Annotated in this window: 20 protein-coding genes; 10 read left to right on the top strand and 10 right to left on the bottom strand. The window is 71.2% G+C overall.

All coding sequences use genetic code 11. The features are described 5' to 3' along the window. Positions 1-11 precede the first annotated feature (11 nt). A complete protein-coding gene (locus ABIA35_RS21435; RefSeq protein WP_370359042.1) occupies positions 12-2,975 on the top strand; it encodes a BTAD domain-containing putative transcriptional regulator in 2,964 nt (987 codons plus the stop codon). An 18-nt stretch (positions 2,976-2,993) separates the two neighbouring features. Here ABIA35_RS21435 and ABIA35_RS21430 read toward each other — a convergent pair whose 3' ends face one another. Together ABIA35_RS21430 and ABIA35_RS21425 are read right to left on the bottom strand one after the other, a co-directional pair. Beyond that, positions 2,994-3,446, bottom strand: a complete 453-nt coding sequence (locus ABIA35_RS21430) for a nuclear transport factor 2 family protein (RefSeq protein ID WP_370341536.1) — start codon at positions 3,444-3,446, stop codon at positions 2,994-2,996. A gap of 185 nt (positions 3,447-3,631) precedes the next feature. Next, the gene (locus ABIA35_RS21425) at positions 3,632-4,864 is read right to left on the bottom strand and encodes a DUF4185 domain-containing protein (RefSeq protein WP_370359041.1); all 1,233 of its coding nucleotides are present in this window, start codon (positions 4,862-4,864) and stop codon (positions 3,632-3,634) included. A gap of 168 nt (positions 4,865-5,032) precedes the next feature. On the opposite strand from ABIA35_RS21425, the gene ABIA35_RS21420 reads away from it, so the two are divergent. Then, complete coding sequence (locus ABIA35_RS21420) at positions 5,033-5,593, top strand: hypothetical protein (RefSeq protein WP_370359040.1); 561 nt, start codon at positions 5,033-5,035, stop codon at positions 5,591-5,593. A 10-nt stretch (positions 5,594-5,603) separates the two neighbouring features. Beyond that, positions 5,604-8,006: a hypothetical protein gene (locus tag ABIA35_RS21415; protein ID WP_370359039.1), complete on the top strand. Its 2,403-nt coding sequence runs from the start codon at positions 5,604-5,606 to the stop codon at positions 8,004-8,006. Positions 8,007-8,015: 9 nt separating this feature from the next. Here ABIA35_RS21415 and ABIA35_RS21410 read toward each other — a convergent pair whose 3' ends face one another. From ABIA35_RS21410 to ABIA35_RS21400, 3 genes are read right to left on the bottom strand one after another with little or no spacing between them, the layout of a single operon-like run. After that, complete coding sequence (locus ABIA35_RS21410) at positions 8,016-8,492, bottom strand: hypothetical protein (RefSeq protein WP_370359038.1); 477 nt, start codon at positions 8,490-8,492, stop codon at positions 8,016-8,018. Between the two features lie 56 nt (positions 8,493-8,548). Next, on the bottom strand, positions 8,549-8,908 hold the full coding sequence (locus tag ABIA35_RS21405; RefSeq protein ID WP_370359037.1) for a hypothetical protein: 360 nt from the start codon (positions 8,906-8,908) through the stop codon (positions 8,549-8,551). Between the two features lie 55 nt (positions 8,909-8,963). Then, a complete protein-coding gene (locus tag ABIA35_RS21400; protein ID WP_370341529.1) occupies positions 8,964-9,926 on the bottom strand; it encodes an amidohydrolase family protein in 963 nt (320 codons plus the stop codon). A 156-nt stretch (positions 9,927-10,082) separates the two neighbouring features. Between ABIA35_RS21400 and ABIA35_RS21395 the strand changes: the two genes are divergently transcribed. After that, positions 10,083-10,994, top strand: a complete 912-nt coding sequence (locus tag ABIA35_RS21395; RefSeq protein ID WP_370359036.1) for a LysR family transcriptional regulator — start codon at positions 10,083-10,085, stop codon at positions 10,992-10,994. A gap of 10 nt (positions 10,995-11,004) precedes the next feature. Then, positions 11,005-11,400, top strand: a complete 396-nt coding sequence (locus ABIA35_RS21390) for a hypothetical protein (protein ID WP_370359035.1) — start codon at positions 11,005-11,007, stop codon at positions 11,398-11,400. A gap of 27 nt (positions 11,401-11,427) precedes the next feature. On the opposite strand, the gene ABIA35_RS21385 is transcribed toward ABIA35_RS21390, so the two are convergent. Beyond that, positions 11,428-11,787 (bottom strand): hypothetical protein, encoded by a 360-nt coding sequence (locus ABIA35_RS21385; RefSeq protein ID WP_370359034.1) that lies wholly within the window; start codon positions 11,785-11,787, stop codon positions 11,428-11,430. Between the two features lie 95 nt (positions 11,788-11,882). Here ABIA35_RS21385 and ABIA35_RS21380 point away from each other — a divergent pair, with 95 nt between their 5' ends. Then, the gene (locus tag ABIA35_RS21380; protein ID WP_370359033.1) at positions 11,883-13,364 is read left to right on the top strand and encodes an SDR family oxidoreductase; all 1,482 of its coding nucleotides are present in this window, start codon (positions 11,883-11,885) and stop codon (positions 13,362-13,364) included. On the opposite strand, the gene ABIA35_RS21375 is transcribed toward ABIA35_RS21380, so the two are convergent. Together ABIA35_RS21375 and ABIA35_RS21370 are read right to left on the bottom strand one after the other, a co-directional pair. Then, on the bottom strand, positions 13,304-13,915 hold the full coding sequence (locus ABIA35_RS21375) for a DUF4383 domain-containing protein (RefSeq protein WP_370359032.1): 612 nt from the start codon (positions 13,913-13,915) through the stop codon (positions 13,304-13,306). The two genes, ABIA35_RS21380 and ABIA35_RS21375, sit on opposite strands and share 61 nt — an antisense overlap. A 168-nt stretch (positions 13,916-14,083) precedes the next feature. Next, a complete protein-coding gene (locus ABIA35_RS21370; RefSeq protein WP_370341521.1) occupies positions 14,084-14,776 on the bottom strand; it encodes a TetR/AcrR family transcriptional regulator in 693 nt (230 codons plus the stop codon). Positions 14,777-14,938: 162 nt separating this feature from the next. On the opposite strand from ABIA35_RS21370, the gene ABIA35_RS21365 reads away from it, so the two are divergent. After that, positions 14,939-15,940, top strand: coding sequence for a zinc-binding dehydrogenase (locus ABIA35_RS21365; protein WP_370359031.1), 1,002 nt, complete (start codon positions 14,939-14,941; stop codon positions 15,938-15,940). A gap of 62 nt (positions 15,941-16,002) precedes the next feature. Here ABIA35_RS21365 and ABIA35_RS21360 read toward each other — a convergent pair whose 3' ends face one another. Together ABIA35_RS21360 and ABIA35_RS21355 are read right to left on the bottom strand one after the other, a co-directional pair. Beyond that, positions 16,003-16,440, bottom strand: a complete 438-nt coding sequence (locus ABIA35_RS21360) for a hypothetical protein (RefSeq protein WP_370359030.1) — start codon at positions 16,438-16,440, stop codon at positions 16,003-16,005. A gap of 84 nt (positions 16,441-16,524) precedes the next feature. Further along, the gene (locus tag ABIA35_RS21355) at positions 16,525-17,532 is read right to left on the bottom strand and encodes a LuxR C-terminal-related transcriptional regulator (protein WP_370341516.1); all 1,008 of its coding nucleotides are present in this window, start codon (positions 17,530-17,532) and stop codon (positions 16,525-16,527) included. 363 nt (positions 17,533-17,895) lie between these two features. Between ABIA35_RS21355 and ABIA35_RS21350 the strand changes: the two genes are divergently transcribed. From ABIA35_RS21350 to ABIA35_RS21340, 3 genes are read left to right on the top strand one after another with little or no spacing between them, the layout of a single operon-like run. Then, a complete protein-coding gene (locus tag ABIA35_RS21350; RefSeq protein ID WP_370341514.1) occupies positions 17,896-18,084 on the top strand; it encodes a hypothetical protein in 189 nt (62 codons plus the stop codon). 1 nt (position 18,085) lies between these two features. Then, the gene (locus ABIA35_RS21345) at positions 18,086-18,382 is read left to right on the top strand and encodes a hypothetical protein (protein WP_370341513.1); all 297 of its coding nucleotides are present in this window, start codon (positions 18,086-18,088) and stop codon (positions 18,380-18,382) included. 14 nt (positions 18,383-18,396) lie between these two features. Next, the gene (locus ABIA35_RS21340) at positions 18,397-19,314 is read left to right on the top strand and encodes a hypothetical protein (protein ID WP_370359029.1); all 918 of its coding nucleotides are present in this window, start codon (positions 18,397-18,399) and stop codon (positions 19,312-19,314) included. Positions 19,315-19,348: the final 34 nt, after the last annotated feature.

Genomic DNA, 19,348 nt, shown 5'->3' with positions numbered 1-19,348 from the left:
CAGACTTGTCCATGAGTTTCGGGGTACTGGGCCCGCTTTCGGCCCACGACGGCTCGGTCGAGAAACGGATCGCCGCGCCCAAACAACAAGTGATCCTGGCGACGATGCTCCTGGAGGCGAATCGCGTCGTCTCGGTCGACCGCATCGCCGAGCACCTGTGGGCCGACGCCGCGCCGCGGGGCGCGCACAAGACGCTGCACACGTATGTCATGAGGCTGCGACACTCGCTCGGCGAGGCGGCCGTCCGGCTGCGGACCGAGGCCCGCGGGTACCGGTTCGTGGTGCGCGAGGGGGAGTTGGACCTGCACCGGTTCACCGCTTTGACCGAAGCGGCCAAGGCCAGGGATGCGCAGGGGGACTGGCAGGGGACCGCGGACCTCTTGTGCGCCGCGCTGGACGTGTGGCGGGGGCAGCCCCTACAGGGCATCCAGTCCGCCGCGTTGAGCGGCGAGATCGACCGGCTCGCCGAGCTCCGGTTGGACGCGCTGCTGGCGCGGATCCACGCGGACCTGTATCTGGGGCGGCACGAGACGCTCGTGCCCGAACTGCGCGATCTCGTTGTCCGGCAACCGCTTCTGGAGCGTGCGCACGCCTTCCTGATGCTGGCTCTCTATCGCGCGAACCGGCGTGCCGACGCGCTGGCCGCGTTCCGGGCCGCGCGGCACGTGCTGGCCGAGGAACTGGGGATCGAGCCCGGCCGGGATCTGCAGGTTCTTCACGGCCGGATCCTCAATGCCGATCCGGCGTTGAACGTCTCTCCCGATGAGGGCTTGGTTCCGGCCGCGGCGGTGGCGGCGGCATCCGAGGCCCGGACGGCCGAGACAGCCGCCCGCACCGCGGCCGCCGTCCCCGCCGCGCCTCCCCTTCCGGCACCGCCCGCGCAGCTGCCGCGCGGCGTCCGCGACTTCACCGGCCGCGACGACGAACTGGAGCGCATCAAAGCCCTGCTGGAGGGCGACTCGCGGGACGCGGCCGTGGGACCGGGCGTCTGCGTCATCGCCGGAGCCGGCGGCACCGGCAAATCAGCGCTCGCCGTCCAGGCCGCTCACGCCCTGCGCGAGCGCTTCCCCGACGGCCAGCTCTACATGAACATGCGCGGCGCCGACCGGCATCCGGTCGAGCCCGGCACGGCGCTCGCCGAGTTCATCCGCAGCCTGGCCGGTCCCGACGCGGCGCTGCCGGACGAGGTGCCGGGACGCTCGGCCGCCTACCGCACCCTGCTCGCCGGCCGGCGGGTGCTGGTGCTGCTGGACGACGCCGGCGACGTCCGGCAGATCCGCCCTCTGCTTCCGGCCGAGCCGGGTTGTTGCGTGGTCGTCACCAGCCGCAGCCGTCTTCCCGGGCTGGAGGACTGCGCGCGTCTGGAGCTGGGCTCGCTGTCCCCGCAGGACGGCGCGAGCCTGTTCGGCAAGGTCGTCGGTGACGACCGTCCGGAGTCCGAACCGGCCGCGGCGTCCCGGATCGTCGAGCTCTGCGGCCGGCTGCCGCTGGCGATCCGCATCGCCGGCTCGCGGCTGGCGGTGCGGCGGAACTGGCGGCTGGAGTCGTTGCTGGCGCGGCTGAAGGACACCTCGCGGCGCCTGGACGAGTTGCAGACCGACGACCTCCAGGTGCGCGCGACCCTGGATCTGAGCTACCAGAACCTGACGCGCGAGCAGGCGCGGGCCTTCCGGCTGCTGGCCGTGCCGAACATCGAGGCGCTGTCGGTCTGGCAGGCGGCGGTGCACCTGGACGTGCCGTCGCAGACCGCTGAGTCCGTGCTGGAAAGCCTGGTGGACGTCTTCCTGCTGGAACCGGCGGGGCCCGACCGCTATCGGTACCACGACCTGACCCGGGTCTTCGCGCTGGAGGCGGCGTCCGCGAGCGAGTCCGCCGAGACGCTGGCGGCGTGTGCCCGCCGGACCCTGGCCGCCTACGCGGACCTGCTGGCCCAGGCCGCCGTCGCGGCCCGGCCCGGCTACCTCGACCAGGCCCCGGCCCAGCTCCGGTTCACCGGCGCCGAGGAGGCGCTGGCGTGGCTGGACGAGGAGTTCCGCGCGATCGGCGGCCTGATCGTCCAGGCCGGATCGGGTCCGGCCGACGCGGTCGGCCTGGCCGCGCAGCTGCTGCACCGCGTCCAGTGGTACCTGCGCTCGCGCGGGCACTGGCAGCTGTGGCGCGACGCGGCGGCCGCGGTGATCGAGGGCTCGGTCCTCGCCGGCGACACCTCGGCCGAACTGGTCGGCCGGCAAAGCGGGGGCCTGCTGGCGCAGCTGACCGGCAGGTTCGACGAGTCCGACGCGTATCTGTCGGCGGCCGTCGACCTCGCCGCCGGCCTCGGCGACTCTCTGGAGCTGGCCCGTGCCCTGAACCGCCGCGGCCTGCTGGCCTTCCAGCGCGGCCACTACGGCCCGGCGGTGGCCCACCACAAGGCCGCCGCATCCCTGTTCGGCAGGCTCGGCAACCGCCTGGGCGAATGCGTCGCGCTGGTGAACATCGGCAAGTGCCTGCGCCTGGCCGACGAGCCCGCCTTCGCCCTGGCCCCGCTCGAACGGGCCCTGGCGCTGAGCGGGGAGCTCGGCGAGTCGGAGAACGCCACCGTGGCCCGCCACCACCTCGCCGCGGCCCACTCCGCACTCGGCAACCACGAGCGGGCCATCTCCGAGCAGTACGACTGCCTGGCCTTCACCCGCGCCCACGGCTTCCGCGAGGGCGAGGCGTACGCGCTGGCGGAGCTGGGACGGGCCTTCCTGCGCGCGGGCCGGCCCCACGAGGCGCTGGAGAGGTTCGAGGAGGCGATGGAGCTCTTCGATGTGCTCGGGGACCCCAACGCTGTCGCGGTGTTCCTCGCCGACGTGGGATTCGTCCACCAGCGCCTCGGGGATCTGGCCGCCGCCACCGACGCCTGGCGCCGGGCGCTGCCGGTGCTTCGTCCGGACACGCGGGAGGCGGCCGCGGTGCGGCGGGTGCTGGAGGAGACCGCCGAAGGCCTCTGACACCCGCCGCACCGGCACTCACTCGCCCGCATCCTCCCCGCCGGGCCGCAGGATGCCCGGATCTCCCTCGGCCCACGTGCTGATCAGCGCCCGCGCCGCGATGAGCCACCGGCCGTCCACGCGGCGCAGCTCGTCGTCGTACCGCCCTGCGGCCAGGAAACGCTTGCCGGCGCGCAGGTGCTGCGCCAGGTAGTAGCAGGTGTGCTTGGCGGTGTCGCCGTCGATGGCGACCACGTGGTTGGTCAGCAGGTGTTGGGTGGCGTCGAGGTGCTCGACGGTCGGCCGGACGCGGTCGGCGATGCGGCCGGGTCCGGTGTGGCGCTCGTCCCCGGCGCGGTACTCCCAGACCGCGTCGGGGGTGAACAAGGCCTCGAACATCGGCCAGTCGCGGGTGTCGATCGCCGTCGCGTAGGCGATCACGGTGTCGGTGATCGCGAGGCGGTCGGACAGGGAATCAGTGTGCGTAGTCATGGCGGCTCCCTCGGCTGTGTGCGACCACGATAGGCGAGGCCGGGCCCAGGAGCTGCTGGCCGCCACCTTGGACCTGCGCGACGAGATGGACTCCGAGCGCTTGAGCCGCCGTCCCGGCCACACCCGGAACGACGGCTCAGACCTGATTCCTCTCCTCTTTGTTCGCGATCAGCACCTGCTCGTGGTCACGGGTTGATGCCGTCGTACTGCAGCACCCGGTAGGGCTGCGGCGCGTTGTTGCCGGGCCACTGCGAGACGATGAGCGTCAGCGAGTTGGCGCTCGCGCTGCCGGGATGGATGTAGCCGCCGTACAGGTTCGACAGCTGCGGCTTGCCCCAGTGGCTGGGATAGCGGTAGTCGCCGACGATCTGCACCTGCGGGGCCGACCAGCCGCCTTCGGGCCGCGGCGAGGTGCGGGTGCGGATCGAGTAGTCGTCGACGTCGAAGTAGCTCATGCAGTACGTGCCGTTGATGTTCTTGACGGAGAACTCGCCGAGGTTGTTGCCCGCCGCGAACAACGGCGTGGGCAGGGCCTGGTTCGTCCAGGTCCAGGAGCCGTCGACCTGGGCCCAGTTCTGCTGGTTGCCCCAGGCCCCGTTGTGGAAGTCCTCCTGGGTGAACCGGAACAGCTGGATCAGGCCCTGGTCCGCGCTGTTGTTGTGGCCGCCGTTCCAGCGCTTGGAGTACACGTACAGGTAGCCGTCGGCGTCGATGCCGCCGAACGACCACATCCCGTACAGCGACTCGTTCCCGCCGGTCCGGTCGCCGGGCCAGTGGTAGCCGAAGTCGGTCCAGGTGACGCCGTAGTCGTCGGAGTAGGCGACGCCGGAGCACACCGAGCCGTCCCAGCCGGCCGGCGGGCCCCAGGTGAAGACGGACGTGTACTGGATGTAGGTGCGGCCGCCGAACTCTATGCAGTCGTTGGGGATGCGGGACTGCTCGACATCGCCGAGGCCGTTGTTCTGGCCGTGCGCGTAGTCGAAGAGCTGCCCGGCCTGTCCGTACGTCGGCATCGCCCACGTGAACGAGATCGGGGAGGCCCCGCTGGCGTCGAAGTTCGCCTGGTTCAGCATCACCGGCGAACCGATGTAGGTGTTGGGATCGCCCTGAGTGGGCCCGCGGCAGGAGTCACCGAAGACGTATCCCCAGGTGTTGTCGTGCGGCCGGTAGTACGGGATGCCCAGATCACCGCACCCCAGGCCCTGCTGGCTGGCCGAGTCGGCGCCGTTCTGGCACAACGGCGCCCCGGTCTGGCCGACGCCGTTGGCGGCCGAGGCCGGTGCGGCACCGGCCAGCCCGGCGCCGAGACCGAGCCCGGCGCCCACGCTCAGTCCGGTGCCGGCCTTGAGCAGCGAGCGCCGACTGGGACCGCGACCGTTGGGGGTGGGACCGCGACCGCCCGGGAGTGGTTCGGACATTCTCAAGCCTCGTATTCGTCGGGGACGTGACGCGACGGCTGTCACAGGCCGTAGTGTCGGCGCGCGGCTTCACAATCCGCGCACAGCGATCGCACAGTCCCCGGCGGGAAGTCCGGAACAAAGGCTTGAATCTTGTTCCCGGCTCGGCGGTACCAGGATACTGATTCCGTGTCGATTATCCCGCCGCGCAACAAAGCCGCTGCGAGCATTCCCGGCGGCTTCAAGATCAGTGATGTCGTGTGGTCCCAGGGGGTTGATGAGAACTCGTACGGCGGCGGCCGGAATCTGTATCTCGACGCGCTTCTTGAGCAGTACAAGGTGTATATCGAGATGGCCGACCGGGTCAGCGCGCGGCGGGCGACCATGAACGCGTTCTTCCTCAGCCTGAACACCGCGATCGCCACCGGGGTGGCGTTCGTGTGGGGGCTGAAGAGGGAGTCGGCGTGGCTGCTGGTGTTCCCGCTCCTGGTGCTGCTCACCTTGTCCGGCACGTGGTTCCTTTTGATCACTTCTTATCGGCAGCTGAACTCGGCCAAGTTCATGGTCATAGCGGAGTTGGAGACCAGGCTGCCGGCTTCGCCGTACGTGCGCGCCGAGTGGGCCGTTCTGGGGGAAGGGAAGGACAAGTCTTTGTACTGGCCGCTGAGTAAGTTGGAGCAGGCTGTTCCGGTCGTGTTCGCCACGCTCTACGTAGTCGCGTTTGTCGTCGTCGCGGCTACCCGGCACTAGGCCCGCTCGAATGTTCCAGCGCAAAATCCGGTACGAGGTTCCGGTCGGCTTGGCGAACTGGCACGACATCGGTCCCGAGGTGGACGTCCTGCGCAACCGCTCCCGGCGGTGGGGCGTGGTGATGTGGGTGCGGCGGATCCTGGTGGCCGTCGGGGTCGATCGTGCGTTCCTCGGGCTGATAGCGAGTCAGCCGGGTCCGCTCACGGCGAGCCAGAAGACGAACTACACGCTGGCGGTGGTGTTCGCCGCCGCGGGGTTCGCGCTCACGCCGCTGTGCCGCAGACTCGGGCATCCGATGTACTCGCCGCGCTACGGCCGCGCCGAGGTCCGGGAGCTGCACTCCTTGTACGGCTCGGTGCTCCGCCTGATCGCGGTGCTTCTCTTCTTCCCGGTTCTCGTCTACGTGGTCCCGCTGTTCGTCGTCGTCGGGTTCGTCGCGGTGATCTCGGTGATCGCCGGCCAGCTCGGGGCGGCGGACGCACTGGCCGCGTTGGTCGCCGTGGCGGTCGGTTACCTGATCCTGCGCGGTTTCACATCGGCCGTTCGCCGCCTCGACCAACAGGGCCTGCGGCACCGTGCTCCGAGCGCGGTGCGCCTCCTGGCTCAGGACCAGCGCCCCTTCTTCCTGTATCTGCGGACGTTCCAGGACGACGCCGTCGAGATCCGGGCCGGCGGGGGCAGCCGGCGCGGCCTGGTCACCAGTCTGTCGCTGCGCCGCTGGCTGCCCTTCGAGGAAGTCCTCGCCTGGCGGTTCCGGCACTACGGCCCGATCGTCGCCGGCAACGACCCCAACGCTTTCGGACTGGCCACCTTGGGCGCGCAGAAGCTGTTCCTCTCGGTCGATCCGACGCTCCCCCGGGACGTAGGCGTCGAGAAGTGGCTGGTGGAGATCGAGCGCGAAGCCCGGAGGAGCAGGGCGGTTCTGGTCTCGGCCGCGCCGGTCGCCCTGCAGCGGGGGGTGAGGCTCGAACTGGAGATGCTGGGGTGCCGGCTGTCCGACCACCCGATGCTCCTGATCGTGCCGCCGGAGGGGCGCCGCTCGTCGCGCTCGGCGTTCCTGATCGCGGTGAACCGGGCGGTCCGGGCCGTGCGACCCGGGGTGGGCGAGTACAAGGCGCAGGCGACGGTCGCCGAGCGGTGGACGGCCTTCAACGACTTCGTCCAGACGTGGGAGGTGTTCGCGGGGGTTCGGGAGCTCAACACGACCGGCGCGGCGCATCTGCTGGTCCACGTCCCGGGCGAGGGCTGGTCGGCGTGGGGCGCGGGGCAGCGCAACGAGTGGACGTATGCGGTCGCGCTCATGCGGGCGATGGACTACGCGATGGAGCGTTGGCCGGCGGCTCCGCAGCCGCAGCCGCAGCCGCAGGATGCGATGCCGTGCGTCGAGGATGCTCCACGGCCGGTGGCGGCGGCGACGGCGGTCGAGCCGGTGGCGGCGATGGAGCCGGTGGTGCCGGTGCCGGTGCCGGTGCCGGTGGCGGTGGCGGGAGCGGGAGCGGGTCGGCCGCAGGCAGCTGGTCCGGCCGCTGATGTCCTTCCGGATTCCGTCAGGAAGTCCGTGAAGCTGATGTACGTGGCGATGGCCGCCTACATCCCGTCAGGACTCGTACTTTCCACCACCATCCACAACGGCGAGCAGTCGCCGAGTTCCCCGACCGGGATCGTCTTCTTCATGCTGGTGGTGCCGCTGCTGGTGTGGGCCGGCGTCGCGTACCGCTGCCTGCGCGGAGGAACCAAGGCGCGGAGTGCCGCCACGGTCTTGTTCGGCCTCGGCTGTCTGACCGTCCTGCTGACGGTGGGCCGGGTGCAGGGCGGCGGATCGCGCGTCCTGACCGCCGGGTTCCTCGCTCCCGCCCTGGCCTCGGTGATCCTGTTGTGGCGCAAAGGATCGCCCGCGTTCTTCGACGGCTTCGGGCCGGCGGGCGCGCCGCCGAGCCTGGGTCCTGATACGCAGAGCCTGGGCCCTGATACGCACCGGATCCCGTGGGACGCGATACCGGCGACAGTGCGCGCGGCCATCGCGCTGATGTGCGCGGGAGCGGCGATGTTCGTGGTCGAGGTGTACGTCGTGCTCTACCGCGTGTTCCACGAGGCGCAGAACGATCCCCAGTCGACACAGGTCATGGGAGTCCCCTTCATCGTGCTCCTGGCGGCCATCGTGCTGGGCGCATGGATCTGGACCATCCGCGAATGCCGATACGGTCGGCGGCGGCGCCCCCGAAGGCAGCGCGGCAGGGTGGTGGCGACCGTGTCGTTCGGCCTGGCCGCCATGGCTGTCGCGGCGTCGCTGGGCTCCGGTGGCTCCGGCGCGTTCTGGCGTGTCCTGTTCCTGCTCGACGGTCTCGCCGCGGTCGTCCTGCTGTGGCTGCCGCAATCGGCGTCGCAGTTCGTGCAGCCCTCGGCGCCGGATTAGGGCGCCGGACTAATGCGCCTCGCCGGACGCACCGGCCCGCACGGCGCCGTCGGGCCAGACGACCACGACCGGCACCCCGCGCCGACGCGCCTCGGCGACGGCTCCGCCGGTCCCGCCGCCGTCGGGCGCCGGCTTGCCGTCCCACACCGCGACGAGCTCGTCGACCATGTCGAGCATCTCGTGATTCGCCGCCTCGTAAGCCTGCGGCCCGGCGGTCTCGAACGGCAGGACCGTCACCGACTCCGCGGCCGCGACCGCCGCGTCGAACCGCCCGGCGTCCGCCGCCGAGACCTGCGTCCGACGGTAGTCCGCCGACGGGATCAGGACCCGGAGCCGGCCGCCCAGCTCGACCACCGCCTCGGCGAACAGCGTGTCCGCTCCCGGCGCGAGACAACTGACCCCGACCAGCGCGGCCGGATCGACGCCGGCCAGGTGCGCACGTAACGCCGCGACCACGACCTCCGCCGTCTTCCCCGCGATATCCATGTGCCCGGTTATGCCTATCCGCATCGCTGCCCCCTCTGGCTACAACGGACCAGGTATCAGTATGCAGAGGGCCGACCTGGGTTTCTCAGGCCGGCCCTGCGCCACCCGATGAGGAGCACTATGACCGGGACAAGGAACAGCGGCGGCTCGGCATAGGCCGCGGTCACCAGAGCGCCGTAATCGTTGCGCAGCCGCAGGACCACGACCACCGCGAACAACGCCCCGGCCAGCATGTGCACGGGCAACGCGCGCCTGAGCGAGATGCGGTAGTACATCAGCAGGTCCCAAGCGGAGGTCCCGAGACCCAGGATGAAGGCCGGCAGCACCAGAATCCCGATCGCGTCGTTCCCGACACCCCACTGCGGACTGCTCAGCGTCGCGATCGGCGCGATGCCGGGGCTTCGCAGCCGTGCCATGTGGCGCCTCCCCGCGGCGAGCCTACTCAAGCCGCCGCGGCCGTTGCCGGGCGACTCAGCCCGTGATCCCCAGGATCCGCTCGGCGTTGCCGTACGCGATCTTCGCCCGGTCCTCGTCGCTGAGCGGGGTGTCGGCGAGCCCCGCGACGGCGTCGGCGGTGGTCTCGTAGGGGTAGTCGATGGAGAACATGACCGAGTCGGCGCCGATCTCCAGGACGGCGCCGGTCAGTGCGGCGGGGGAGAAGACGCCGCTGGTCGTGATGACGATGTTGGTGCCGATGTAGTGCGAGGGGCGGTGGCGCAGTGGGTTCTCCGGGGCGAAGGTGCCGTATCGGGAGTCCAGGCGGCTGCGCATGAAGGGCAGGAACTCGCCCATGTGGCCCAGGATGAGGGTCGCGGCGGGATGCCGGTCGAAGACGCCGCCGAACAGGACGCGCAGGGCGTGACCGCCGGTCTCCGCGGCCCAACTCCAGGCGGCGCCGTACATCTCGGGGTGCCCCTCCAGTACCTTCCAGCGGTCGGCGGGCGGGGCGCCGGGGTGCAGGTAGAGCGGGACCGACAGTTCCTCCAGCGCGGACCAGAACTCGTCGTAGCGGGGCTCGTCGAGGTAGTGGCCGCCGAGGTGGTCATTGATCAGCGCGCCGCGGAAGCCGAGCTCGCGGACGGCGCGGTCGAGCTCCTCGACGGCGGCCTTCGGGTCCTGCATGGGCAGCGCGGCGAATCCGCGGAAGCGGGTCGGGTGCTCGGCGACGACGCCGGCGAGGTAGTCGTTGGCGGCGCGGGCGTTGTCGCGGGCGGCCGGGGCCTCCTGGTCGAGCTGGATGCCGGGAACGGTGAGGGAGAGCACCTGGATGTCGATGCCGTGCTCGTCCATGTCGGGCAGGCGGTGTTCGGTGATGTCGCGGAGCTTGCGGGTCCAGGACTCGACCAGGTCCCGCTTGATCGGCAGGTTGTCCCAGTCCAGTTCCGCGTTCCACTGCGGGACCGAGAAGGCCTCTTCGAGCGCGATGTGTCGCATTACTGATTCGCCTTTCCACGGAGGGAGACCAGCGTCTGATCAAGTCTGTGCTTTGATCAAAGTCTGTGCCGGGTGCGCGCGCACCGTCCAAGACCCATCTGTCATTTCGATGCGTCCCAGGCATCGTTGCTGGTGGCGGCGGGCTAGACTCGCCCTGTGCCCGCCTCGTCGCCGCCCCCGACGGATCTCGATCTGCGCCTGGTCCGGTACTTCACCGTCGTCGCGGAGTTCGGACACTTCGGCCGGGCGGCCCAGGAGCTGCGCGTCGCGCAGCCCTCGCTGAGCCGCCAGATCCAACGCCTTGAACAGCAAGTCGGCGCGCGCCTGCTGGACCGCACCCCGCACGGAACCCGCCTGAGCGCCGCCGGCGAACAGTTCATCCCGCGTGCCAGAGCCCTGCTTCGCCTGGCCGCACAGGCCTCGGCCGCCGCTCGCGAGGCCGCCGAACCCCGGGGGATCAGCATCGGCCTGCTGCCGAACATCGACGTGGCGGCGGCCGTGCGCGAGTTCCGGTCGCGGCATCCCGAGGCCGCCGTGCGCATCGTGGACCTGGCGTGGAACGAGCCGCGCGAGGCGCTTCTCCAGCGCCGCGTGGACGTCGCGGTGACCAGGCTGCCGATCACCGCGCGCGGCCTGCGGGTCACCCCGCTGCACCGGGAGCCGCGAGCCCTGGTCGTCCCGCGGGGCCACCGGCTGGCCGGCCGGCAGGCGGTCACCCTCGACGCCTTCGCCGACGAGCCGCTGATCTCGCTGTCCGATCCCGCGTGGAACGCTTTCGCGCACGTCGATCCGCGCCCCGACGGAAGCCGCCCGCTGGACGGCCCGCGCGTCGAAGTGCTCGAAGACACCCTGGAGCTGATAGCCGCCGGGCAGGCTGTCGCCATCCTCCCGGCCGGCCTGGCCGCGGGCCGGCCCGACCTGGTCGCGGTCCCGGTGCTGGACGCCGAGCCGGTGCAGGTCGTCCTGGTCACCCGCGCGGGTGAGGACAACCGCCTGGTCGCGGACTTCCGGGAGCAGGCTGGGACTGTGGCGTCCGACACTATCGACACTGAGTCCAATAACTCCTAGGATCGCCGACGTGTCCCGACTGACCTCTTCGCACGCCGGGCTCGCCGGCCTCCTGGCCGCGGCGGCCGCCACCCACTTCCTGGCGCCGCGCCCCTACGACGACATGGTGCCCCGCTCGCTGCCCGGAAGCCCGCGCAGTTGGACCTACGCCAGCGGCGTGGCCGAGCTCGCCGTCGCCGCCGCCGTCGCGAACCCCGCCTCGCGCCGCAAGGGCGGTCTGGCAGCCGCCGCGCTGTTCGTCGCGGTGTTCCCCGCCAACGTCAAGATGGCGCGGGACTGGAGCGACCGGCCGGCTCCGTTCAAGGCGGCGGCGATCGGACGGCTTCCGCTCCAGGTGCCGCTGGTGTGGTGGGCGCTCAAGGTGGCCAGCAAGGCAGGCAAGACCAGCAAGGCCGCCAAGAAGTAGCGCCTCAGCCCGGCAGGGAGCAGCGCCTCAGTCCAGATCGAGCACCGTCATGTCCTGGCCGCCGAACACCTCGGCGGCGGCCTTGTGGGCATAGGGATTCGCACGGTACTGCTTCAACGTCGGTACCTGCTTCCACAGGATCCTGAGTTTCGCCGGCGCGGCCCGGTCGACCATGACCGGCAGATCCATGCCGTCCACGACCCACCGGCTCGCGGGCTCGCCCGTCCAGTGCGACACCGGCGTCGGGGGCAGTCCCGGGGCGATGACGACGCCCACGTACTTCACGCGCGAGCCCCGCCGGTCCTTGGCGGTGAGCCGGAGCGTGCCCACCACGGGGTCCCGGTACCTGCGCACGAACCGCCAGACGGTGAATCCGAGGTCGCCCATGCGCGACAGTATGGCCGCCTACTCGGCCATGGCGGAACCCTCCTCAACGGCGTGGCCGGAATGCGTCACTGGAGGCGGGCACGGACCATGGAACCGTGAAGCCTTCAGCGTTGGTGACAGGCGCCACCGGCTACATCGGCGGGCGCCTGGTTCCCGAACTGCTCACCGCCGGATTCGACGTGCGATGCCTGGCCCGCGACCCCGACCGCCTGCGCGATCACGCGTGGGTCGAAAGCGTGACGCGCGTGCGGGGCGACGTGCTGGTGGCCGAGACGCTGAAACCGGCGTTGGAAGGCATCGACGTCGCCTTCTACCTCATCCACTCCCTGACCACGGGCCTGGGCTTCGAACAGACCGAGGAGGCGGCGGCGCGCAACTTCGCTTCCGTCGCCAGGGACGCGGGTGTGTCCCGCATCGTCTACCTCGGCGGCATGGTGCCGGAGGGCACTCCTGTCGCGGAACTGTCGCCGCACCTGCGCTCCCGCCTTCGGGTCGGCCGAGCCCTTCGCGCGTCGGGGATCCCGACCGTCGAGCTGCGCGCCGCGGTCGTCATCGGGTCCGGATCGGCCTCCTTCGAGATGCTGCGCTACCTCACCGAGCGGCTGCCGGTCATGGTGACGCCGAAGTGGGTCGGCACCCGCATCCAGCCCATCGCGGTCCGCGACGTCCTGCGCTACCTCGTCGGCAGCGCCGCCGCGGCGGACGAGGCGGTGGGCGCCGGCGGCGTCTTCGACATCGGCGGTCCCGACGTCCTGACCTACCGCGAGATGATGCTGCGGTACGCGCGGGTCGCCGGCCTGCCGCGCCGCTGGATCCTGCCGGTCCCGGTGCTGACGCCGGGCCTGTCCAGCCACTGGGTGGGCGCGGTCACCCCGGTCCCGGCCTCGATCGCCCGACCCCTGGTGGAGTCGCTGCGCCACGAGGTGGTCTGCGCCGACCACCGCATCGCCGAGGTGGTGCCGGACCCGCCGCAGGGCTTGATCGGCTTCGACGATGCGGTCCGGCTGGCGCGCGCCCGCGTCCAGGAGGCCAATGTGGCGACCCGCTGGGCCTCGGCCTCAGTGCCCGGCGCGCCGAGCGATCCGCTGCCCACCGACCCGGATTGGGCCGGCGGCAGCCTGTACCGCGACGTGCGCGAGGCGGAGGTCGACATCGCACCGGAACAGGTGTGGCGCGCCGTGGAGTCGATCGGCGGGCAGACCGGCTGGTACTCCTTCCCGCTGGCCTGGGCGGTCCGCGGCTGGCTGGACCGCATGGTCGGCGGCATCGGCCTGCGGCGCGGCCGGCGCGACCCGCACACCCTGCGCCTGGGCGACACGCTGGACTTCTGGCGCGTCGAAGCACTCGAACGCGGACACCTGCTGCGCCTGCGCGCGGAGATGAAGCTGCCCGGCCTGGCCTGGCTGGAAATGCGCGTCGAGCCCACGGCTGAAGGGCGCACCCGCTACAGCCAGCGCGCCCTTTTCTTTCCCCACGGACTGTTCGGTCACCTTTATTGGTGGTCCGTGGCTCCGTTTCACGCGGTCGTCTTCGGCGGCATGGTCCGCAACTTGTTGAGGGCCGCGCGCGGGGACTGAGGGCCGGACTGAGGGTCCGAGCCGACCGCAGCGGTCGAACCCTGAGCGAGCGCCACCTGGGCGCCCTGCTGCTGTGCGAGCTCTGCGACGTCGGGATGCCGTGCCTGGTAGTACGGGTTGTCGTACGGCAGGTACAGGTTGACGCGTCCGTACATGCCGAACGTCATCATGATCAGCCCGACGACGAAGCTGAAGAACACGTTGGACAGGCCGAAGGCCAGGACGTTCGCCTTGGTGTCCATCACCGCCAGGCCCATCAGACCGGCGAGGATGAAGACGATGCCCATCACCATGTTCACCGTCGAGGCGAAGTTCCCGCCGATCCGGGCCGCCACCAGCAGCAGCACGGCGGTCACGATCGAGGCCACGGACAGCAGCCCATTGCTGGACATGCCCATCACGTGCTCCCCCTTCGTGCCGAAGAACGGGATGGAGTCGAGCAGGCCCATGATCCCGAACACCAGCAGCACCACGGCGGACAGGATCGAGCCCCAGCGGTAGACCTGGCCGAGGCGGTGGTCGGGGGGAAGGTGTTCTTGCAGCGCCACCATGGCAGAGCCCCTTTCGGGAACCGGACATTGCCGGTGTCCGTCGGCCGCCCGCGGTTTTGAGCGAGTGATTTAACCGACTGCTCAATCGTGGCACGCCAGGGCCCGGCGGGCAGTTCGGCGGCGCGCCCGAGGTCACCCGTTTGGCTCAATCGGGAGCCGGAGGAGTTGTCAGCCGGCGTCCGGGCTGCCCGGTTCGGCGCCCTCACCAGCGGATTTTCCGGCGGCGCGGCCTTTCCTGGCGGTCCGGCGCACCGCGCCCCGCAGTGCACGCTGCGTCACCGGGCTCATCCGGTCCAGCCGCTCGGCGAGCAGCCCGAGGTCGTCCAGCGCCGCGGCGGCCAGGTCGTCGCCGTCGGGATCGACCACCGCCATCAGCTCCATCCCGATGAAGGAGGCTGACAACGCGTGCGCCAGCCCCGGCACGTCCGCGATCTCGCCCAGCACCGAGCCGGCCAGCACCCGGTTCAGCACGTCCTCGATCTCGACGATCCACAGCCGCAGCGCGTCCCGCGTCGCCGCCGCGAACACCGCGTTGGTCTGCGCCCCGGCCAGCAGCTGGCCCAGGATCGCGACGTTGCCCGCCTCCCGCTCCCGCACGCGCACCTCGCGCCCGACGTGCTGCAGCTCCCGCAGCGAGCGCACCTTCGCGAACCGCTCCCGGTACAGCGCGACCTGCTCCTCGGTCGACCGCAGGGTCGCCGCCGCCAGCAGCTCGTCCACGCTGCCGAAGTGGTAGAAGATCAACGCCTGGTTCACCCCGGCCGCCGCGGCGATGGTGCGGGCGGACACGCCGGCGATGCCCTGCGTGCGCAGCGCCTCGATCGTGCCTTCCAGCAGGCGGTTGCGGGTGTCGGTGCTCATGGCCCCGACGGTAGTCGATCAGGGTGCGAAAACCCGGCGGCGGCCCGGGAATGAAGCCCGGGCGCCGGTATGTTGATTGGCCTTGATCGACTCACCTCGATCGACTCACCTGATCGACCCCGGCTGATCAACCGGCTTCCAGCCCGAGACGAAGGCAGGCCCATGACCTCCTCGCCGATCACGATGCGCGCCGTCCGGCTCTCCGGCCCCGGTCCCGTGGACAACCTGGAGCTGACCGCCATCCCGCTCCCGCCCGAGAAGGACGGCTGGGTGCGGATCCGCGTCGAGGCGTTCGGGCTCAACCGCTCGGAGCTGAAGCTGCGGCTCGGCGTGAGCGTGGGGGTCAGCTTCCCGCGGGTGCCGGGCATCGAGGCCGCCGGGACCGTCGACGCCGCCCCGGCCGGCAGCGGCCTGGTCCCCGGGCAGAAGGTCGTCGCGATGATGGGGGACATGGGCCGGACCTACGACGGCGGCTACGCCGAGTACACCTCGGTTCCGCTGGCGCAGGTCATCCCCGTCGACACCGACCTGCCGTGGGAGGTGCTCGGCGCGCTGCCGGAGATGGTGCAGACCGCCTACGGGTCGCTCACCGTCGGGCTGGACATCCAGCCCGGCCAGACCGTGCTGATCCGCGGCGGGACCTCGTCGGTCGGCCTGGCCGCCGCCGCGCTGGCCAAGTGGCGCGGCTGCACCGTGCTGTCCACCACCCGTCAGGCGGATCGCCTGGCTCTGCTGAAGGAGCGCGGGGTCGACCACCCGGTGCTCGACACCGGCGAGGTCGCACCCGCCGTGCGCGAGCTGTACCCGGACGGCGTCGACGCGGCCCTGGACCTGGTCGGCACCCCGACCCTGCCCGACACGCTGCGCACCGTCCGCGTCCACGGCACAGCCTGCTTCGGCGGCAGCCTGTCCAACCAGTACAGCGTGCGCGACTTCTCCCCGAACGAGTACCTGCCGCGCGGTGTGCGGCTCGCAGGCTACTTCGGCGACGCCAGCGACCTGCCTCGGGACGTGTTCCAGGAGATCCTCGACGCCGTCGCCGCCGGCCGGCTGGCCTTCCCGGTGGACCGCGTCTACGACGGTCTGGAGCAGGTGCGGCAGGCGCATGACGACATGGAGCAGAACCGCGCTACCGGCAAGCTGGTGGTGCGCGTCCGGCACTAGGGCGAGGGACTAGAGCAGAGCACGGACTACAGCTGAGCGCGGGACTACACCAGAGCACGCGGCTACAGCGGCCGCTTGGCCGCCTCTCGCATCGCGCGCCGCGATGTCGGGGGCGTTTGCAGCACGTCGGTGAACATGGCGAGCCAGAAGTGCACGAACTTCTGCAGCGGACGCAACGGGCCCCACTCGCGCTGAACGCCGGCGACCCGCTGGAAGAGGACCGACCGGGGGAACATCGCGGCGGTCAGCGTCTCGCCGTCGTGGCCGAAGCGGGCCGGCAGCACGTACGCGGTGAACTCGATGCCGGCGCGCTGGGCCAGGAGGACCGGCGCCAGGACGAACAGCGCGGTCGCGGCTGCGGAATCCTGGTGCGGGACGAGGGCGATCGCCGTGGCGAGCGAGGCGGCGGATGCGAGACGCAGGATCCACCGGAGGGCGCCGGATACCCGGCGGATGGAGGGCTGTTTTCCGGCCCCGTTGTCGACCATGGACAAGGTCACGCACTAAGAGTACGGATACTCGGGCGCCTGGGCTCCTGGGCTCCTGTCACCAACACCCGTCCGTGCCGCGCGATCCCGCTACCGCTACAGCCACCCCCGCCGTGCGGCCTTGATCCCGGCCTCGAACCGCGATCCGGCCTCCAGGCGCCGCATGAGGTCCGCCATGATGCGGCGCACCGTGCGCAGGGAGACGCCGAGCTTCTTGGCCGCGCTCTCGTCGGTGGCGCCGTCGGCGAGCATGGTCAGCAGGATGCGCTCGGTGTCGGACAGGCCGGTGGCCCCGTCGACCGGGTTGCCGACGTCGAGCGGGGCGGCGTTGCGCCACACCGATTCGAACAGCTCCAGCAGGGAGGCGACGACGCCGGGGGCCCGCACCAGCAGCACGCCGCTGCCCCGGGCCGCGCGGTCCACCGGGACGACGGCGACGCGGCGGTCGCTGATGAACAGCCGCTGCGGCAGGGTGGGGCTGGTGCGCACCTCCGCGCCGCCGGCCTGCATCTCGCGGGCGTAGGTCAGCAGCGGGGGGTCGTTGCGGACGGCTTCGAGGTAGAGGAAGCGCATGGCCACGCCGCGCTGGAGCAGGTCGGCGTCCAGGGGCCTGGCGTCGGCGAGCATTTGGGCGGGCAGGCCGGTCACCGGCATGAGCGAGTCGATGCTGGCCGTGGTGTGGTAGGCGAGCTGCTCGAAGCACTCGTGGATGGCGTCGGCGCCGATGATGTGCTCGACGCGTTCGTCGTCGGCGTCCCGCACGGAGGCCGCGACGGTCCTGGTGATCTGGTCCCGGTGCTCCTCGATCCGCCGCTGCTGCTCGGCCAGTTCCGCTTCCCGGTGGCGCAGCAGCTGGCGCATCGCGACCTCGGCACTGACCGGGATCATCAGATCAGGGTTCTGCTGGGAGACCCGGATCAGGGCGCGGTCGGCGAGGGCGTCAAGGCCCTCGCGCGTGGCCGTCTCGGGGATGCCCAGGGTGTCCGCCAGCTCCGCGACGCCGGCGCCGGGCGCGGCGGCCATCGCGATCCACAGCTGGGCCAGCCGCTCCTCCAGGCCGAGGCCGAGCAGCGTGGCCACGTCGAGATGGGCCGAGGCAGGCATGGCGTACCCCCAGGTGCGTCAGGCGTGAACTCGGCGCTGCGGTAAGCGTTCCCCCACCGAACGCAGCGCACGAATACAGATCGTCGCACGCCTGTTCGGTGGGTGCAAACAGCCTGGACCACCGGTTTTGCGGTATCACAGAACTCTGTGTCAGGTGATACCGAGGGTTCTTCATCTGCGGCGCGACTGGCACCAAGGTGCCAGGCCGCTTGGTGCCCGCGGTTTCTCCTTCCCGTGCAGGTCAGAGCTTGGCAGAGTTCTTCTTGCCGGCCCGTACGACACGACGGGGCCCGGCCCGGGGCGCGGATCGGCGCCTCGGAGAAGACCAGATGATCGCTAGAACGCACCGATGGGGATACCGCCATGCCGAAAACCGTTCGCCGCACCGCCGGCACGCTGCTGGCCGCCGCGCTGCTCGCCCTGGCCGGGCAGGCCGCGACCGTGGCCGCCACCGTGGCCAACACCCCGGCCGGCACCGCCGCCCACGGCGGTTGGCAGGCCGTGAGCCAGGGACAGATCCCGGCGACGCCGTGCGCTTCGTGCGGAGGCTGACATGGACCTGGTCCCCGTCCGCATGAGCGCGGGCACGGAAGCCCGCACCGTGAGCCTGCCGCCGGAGGTCCTGGCCGACGTGCTGTGGGCGGTCGCGCTGGCCGCCGACCGGCTGGAACACATCCGGGCCCGGCACGGTCCGTCGCCCAGAAGCGTCGACGTCGTCCTGTTCCTGCTGCCCGCCGAACCCGAATCCACCGCCGACGTCGCCCTGCGGCTGTGCCGCCGGGCCGTGGACACCGCCCCTTCCCTGATCGGTTGGACCGTCGAGATGCTCGGCTCCATCCAGACGCCATGAGCTGGGAGAACCTTGTGAACACCTTTTCCGTACGGCGAGTCGCCACCGCTGTCGCCGCCGCCGCTTTCGCCTCGAGTCTCGCCGTCGCGGCGACCGGATGCGCCGGCCACACGGCCGCCTCCGGTGCGCCCGCCTCATCCAACGCGGCGGTCGCCGGCGCGGCCACCTCCTCCTCTGTGGACGCCCCGCAAACGGCGGGTACGTCGGCTGCCGCATCACCGAGTTCGGCCCCCGGGGGCGCCGCGTCTTCGAACCCTGTGAAGCCCGATGCCGTCCAGAGGCCCCCAACGGCCTCCTCCGCCGCGCACCCCCCGCCGGCCGGGCCGACGCCGTCCGCATCTGGGCAGACGTCGACCGCCCCGAAGCCGTCCGTCCCCCAACCCCCGCCGCCGATTCCGCCCTCCTCGCTGCCCGACGCCGCGATCGCGGCCTGGCAGCCGATGGGCTCGCTGGTGGCGATGAACGTGCCGGCGCACCGCGGCATCGGGGTCGGCGAGTGCCTGATGGTCGATGGAGCGGCCGCATGGCACGAGCAGGGCTATATCAGTGCCCAGCAGACGCCCGCCCAGGAGGACATCTTCAGTTTCGCCGACGCGGCGACGGCGGCGAAGGCCTACCAGAGCATGGTCGGCGCCATGGGCGCCTGCCAGCAGCTGAGCCGCTCGCTGCAGTCGGCGGACCACCTGCCGGCCGACGCGGCCGTCACCCCCACCGGCCGGGGGACGCAGGCGCAGGCCTGGTCCCGGTCCTGGACCGGGGTGCCCGGGCAGTCCATGGCCGGGCCGCAGATCAACCACTACTACCTGGTCCAGCGCGGCGCCACCGTGATCGTCGCGGCGTTCACCGAGACCGGATCAGGGCTCGCACACCCCTACGACACGTCGGGCGATCCGGCTGTCCTGACGATGCTGACCGCCCATGCGGGCAGCTGACGACCACCCGTCCACCACCGACTCACAACTCTGA

Origin of the sequence: Catenulispora sp. MAP12-49, assembly GCF_041262705.1 — a bacterium.
Lineage (GTDB): Bacteria > Actinomycetota > Actinomycetes > Streptomycetales > Catenulisporaceae > Catenulispora.
This window is presented reverse-complemented; position numbering and strand designations above follow the sequence as displayed.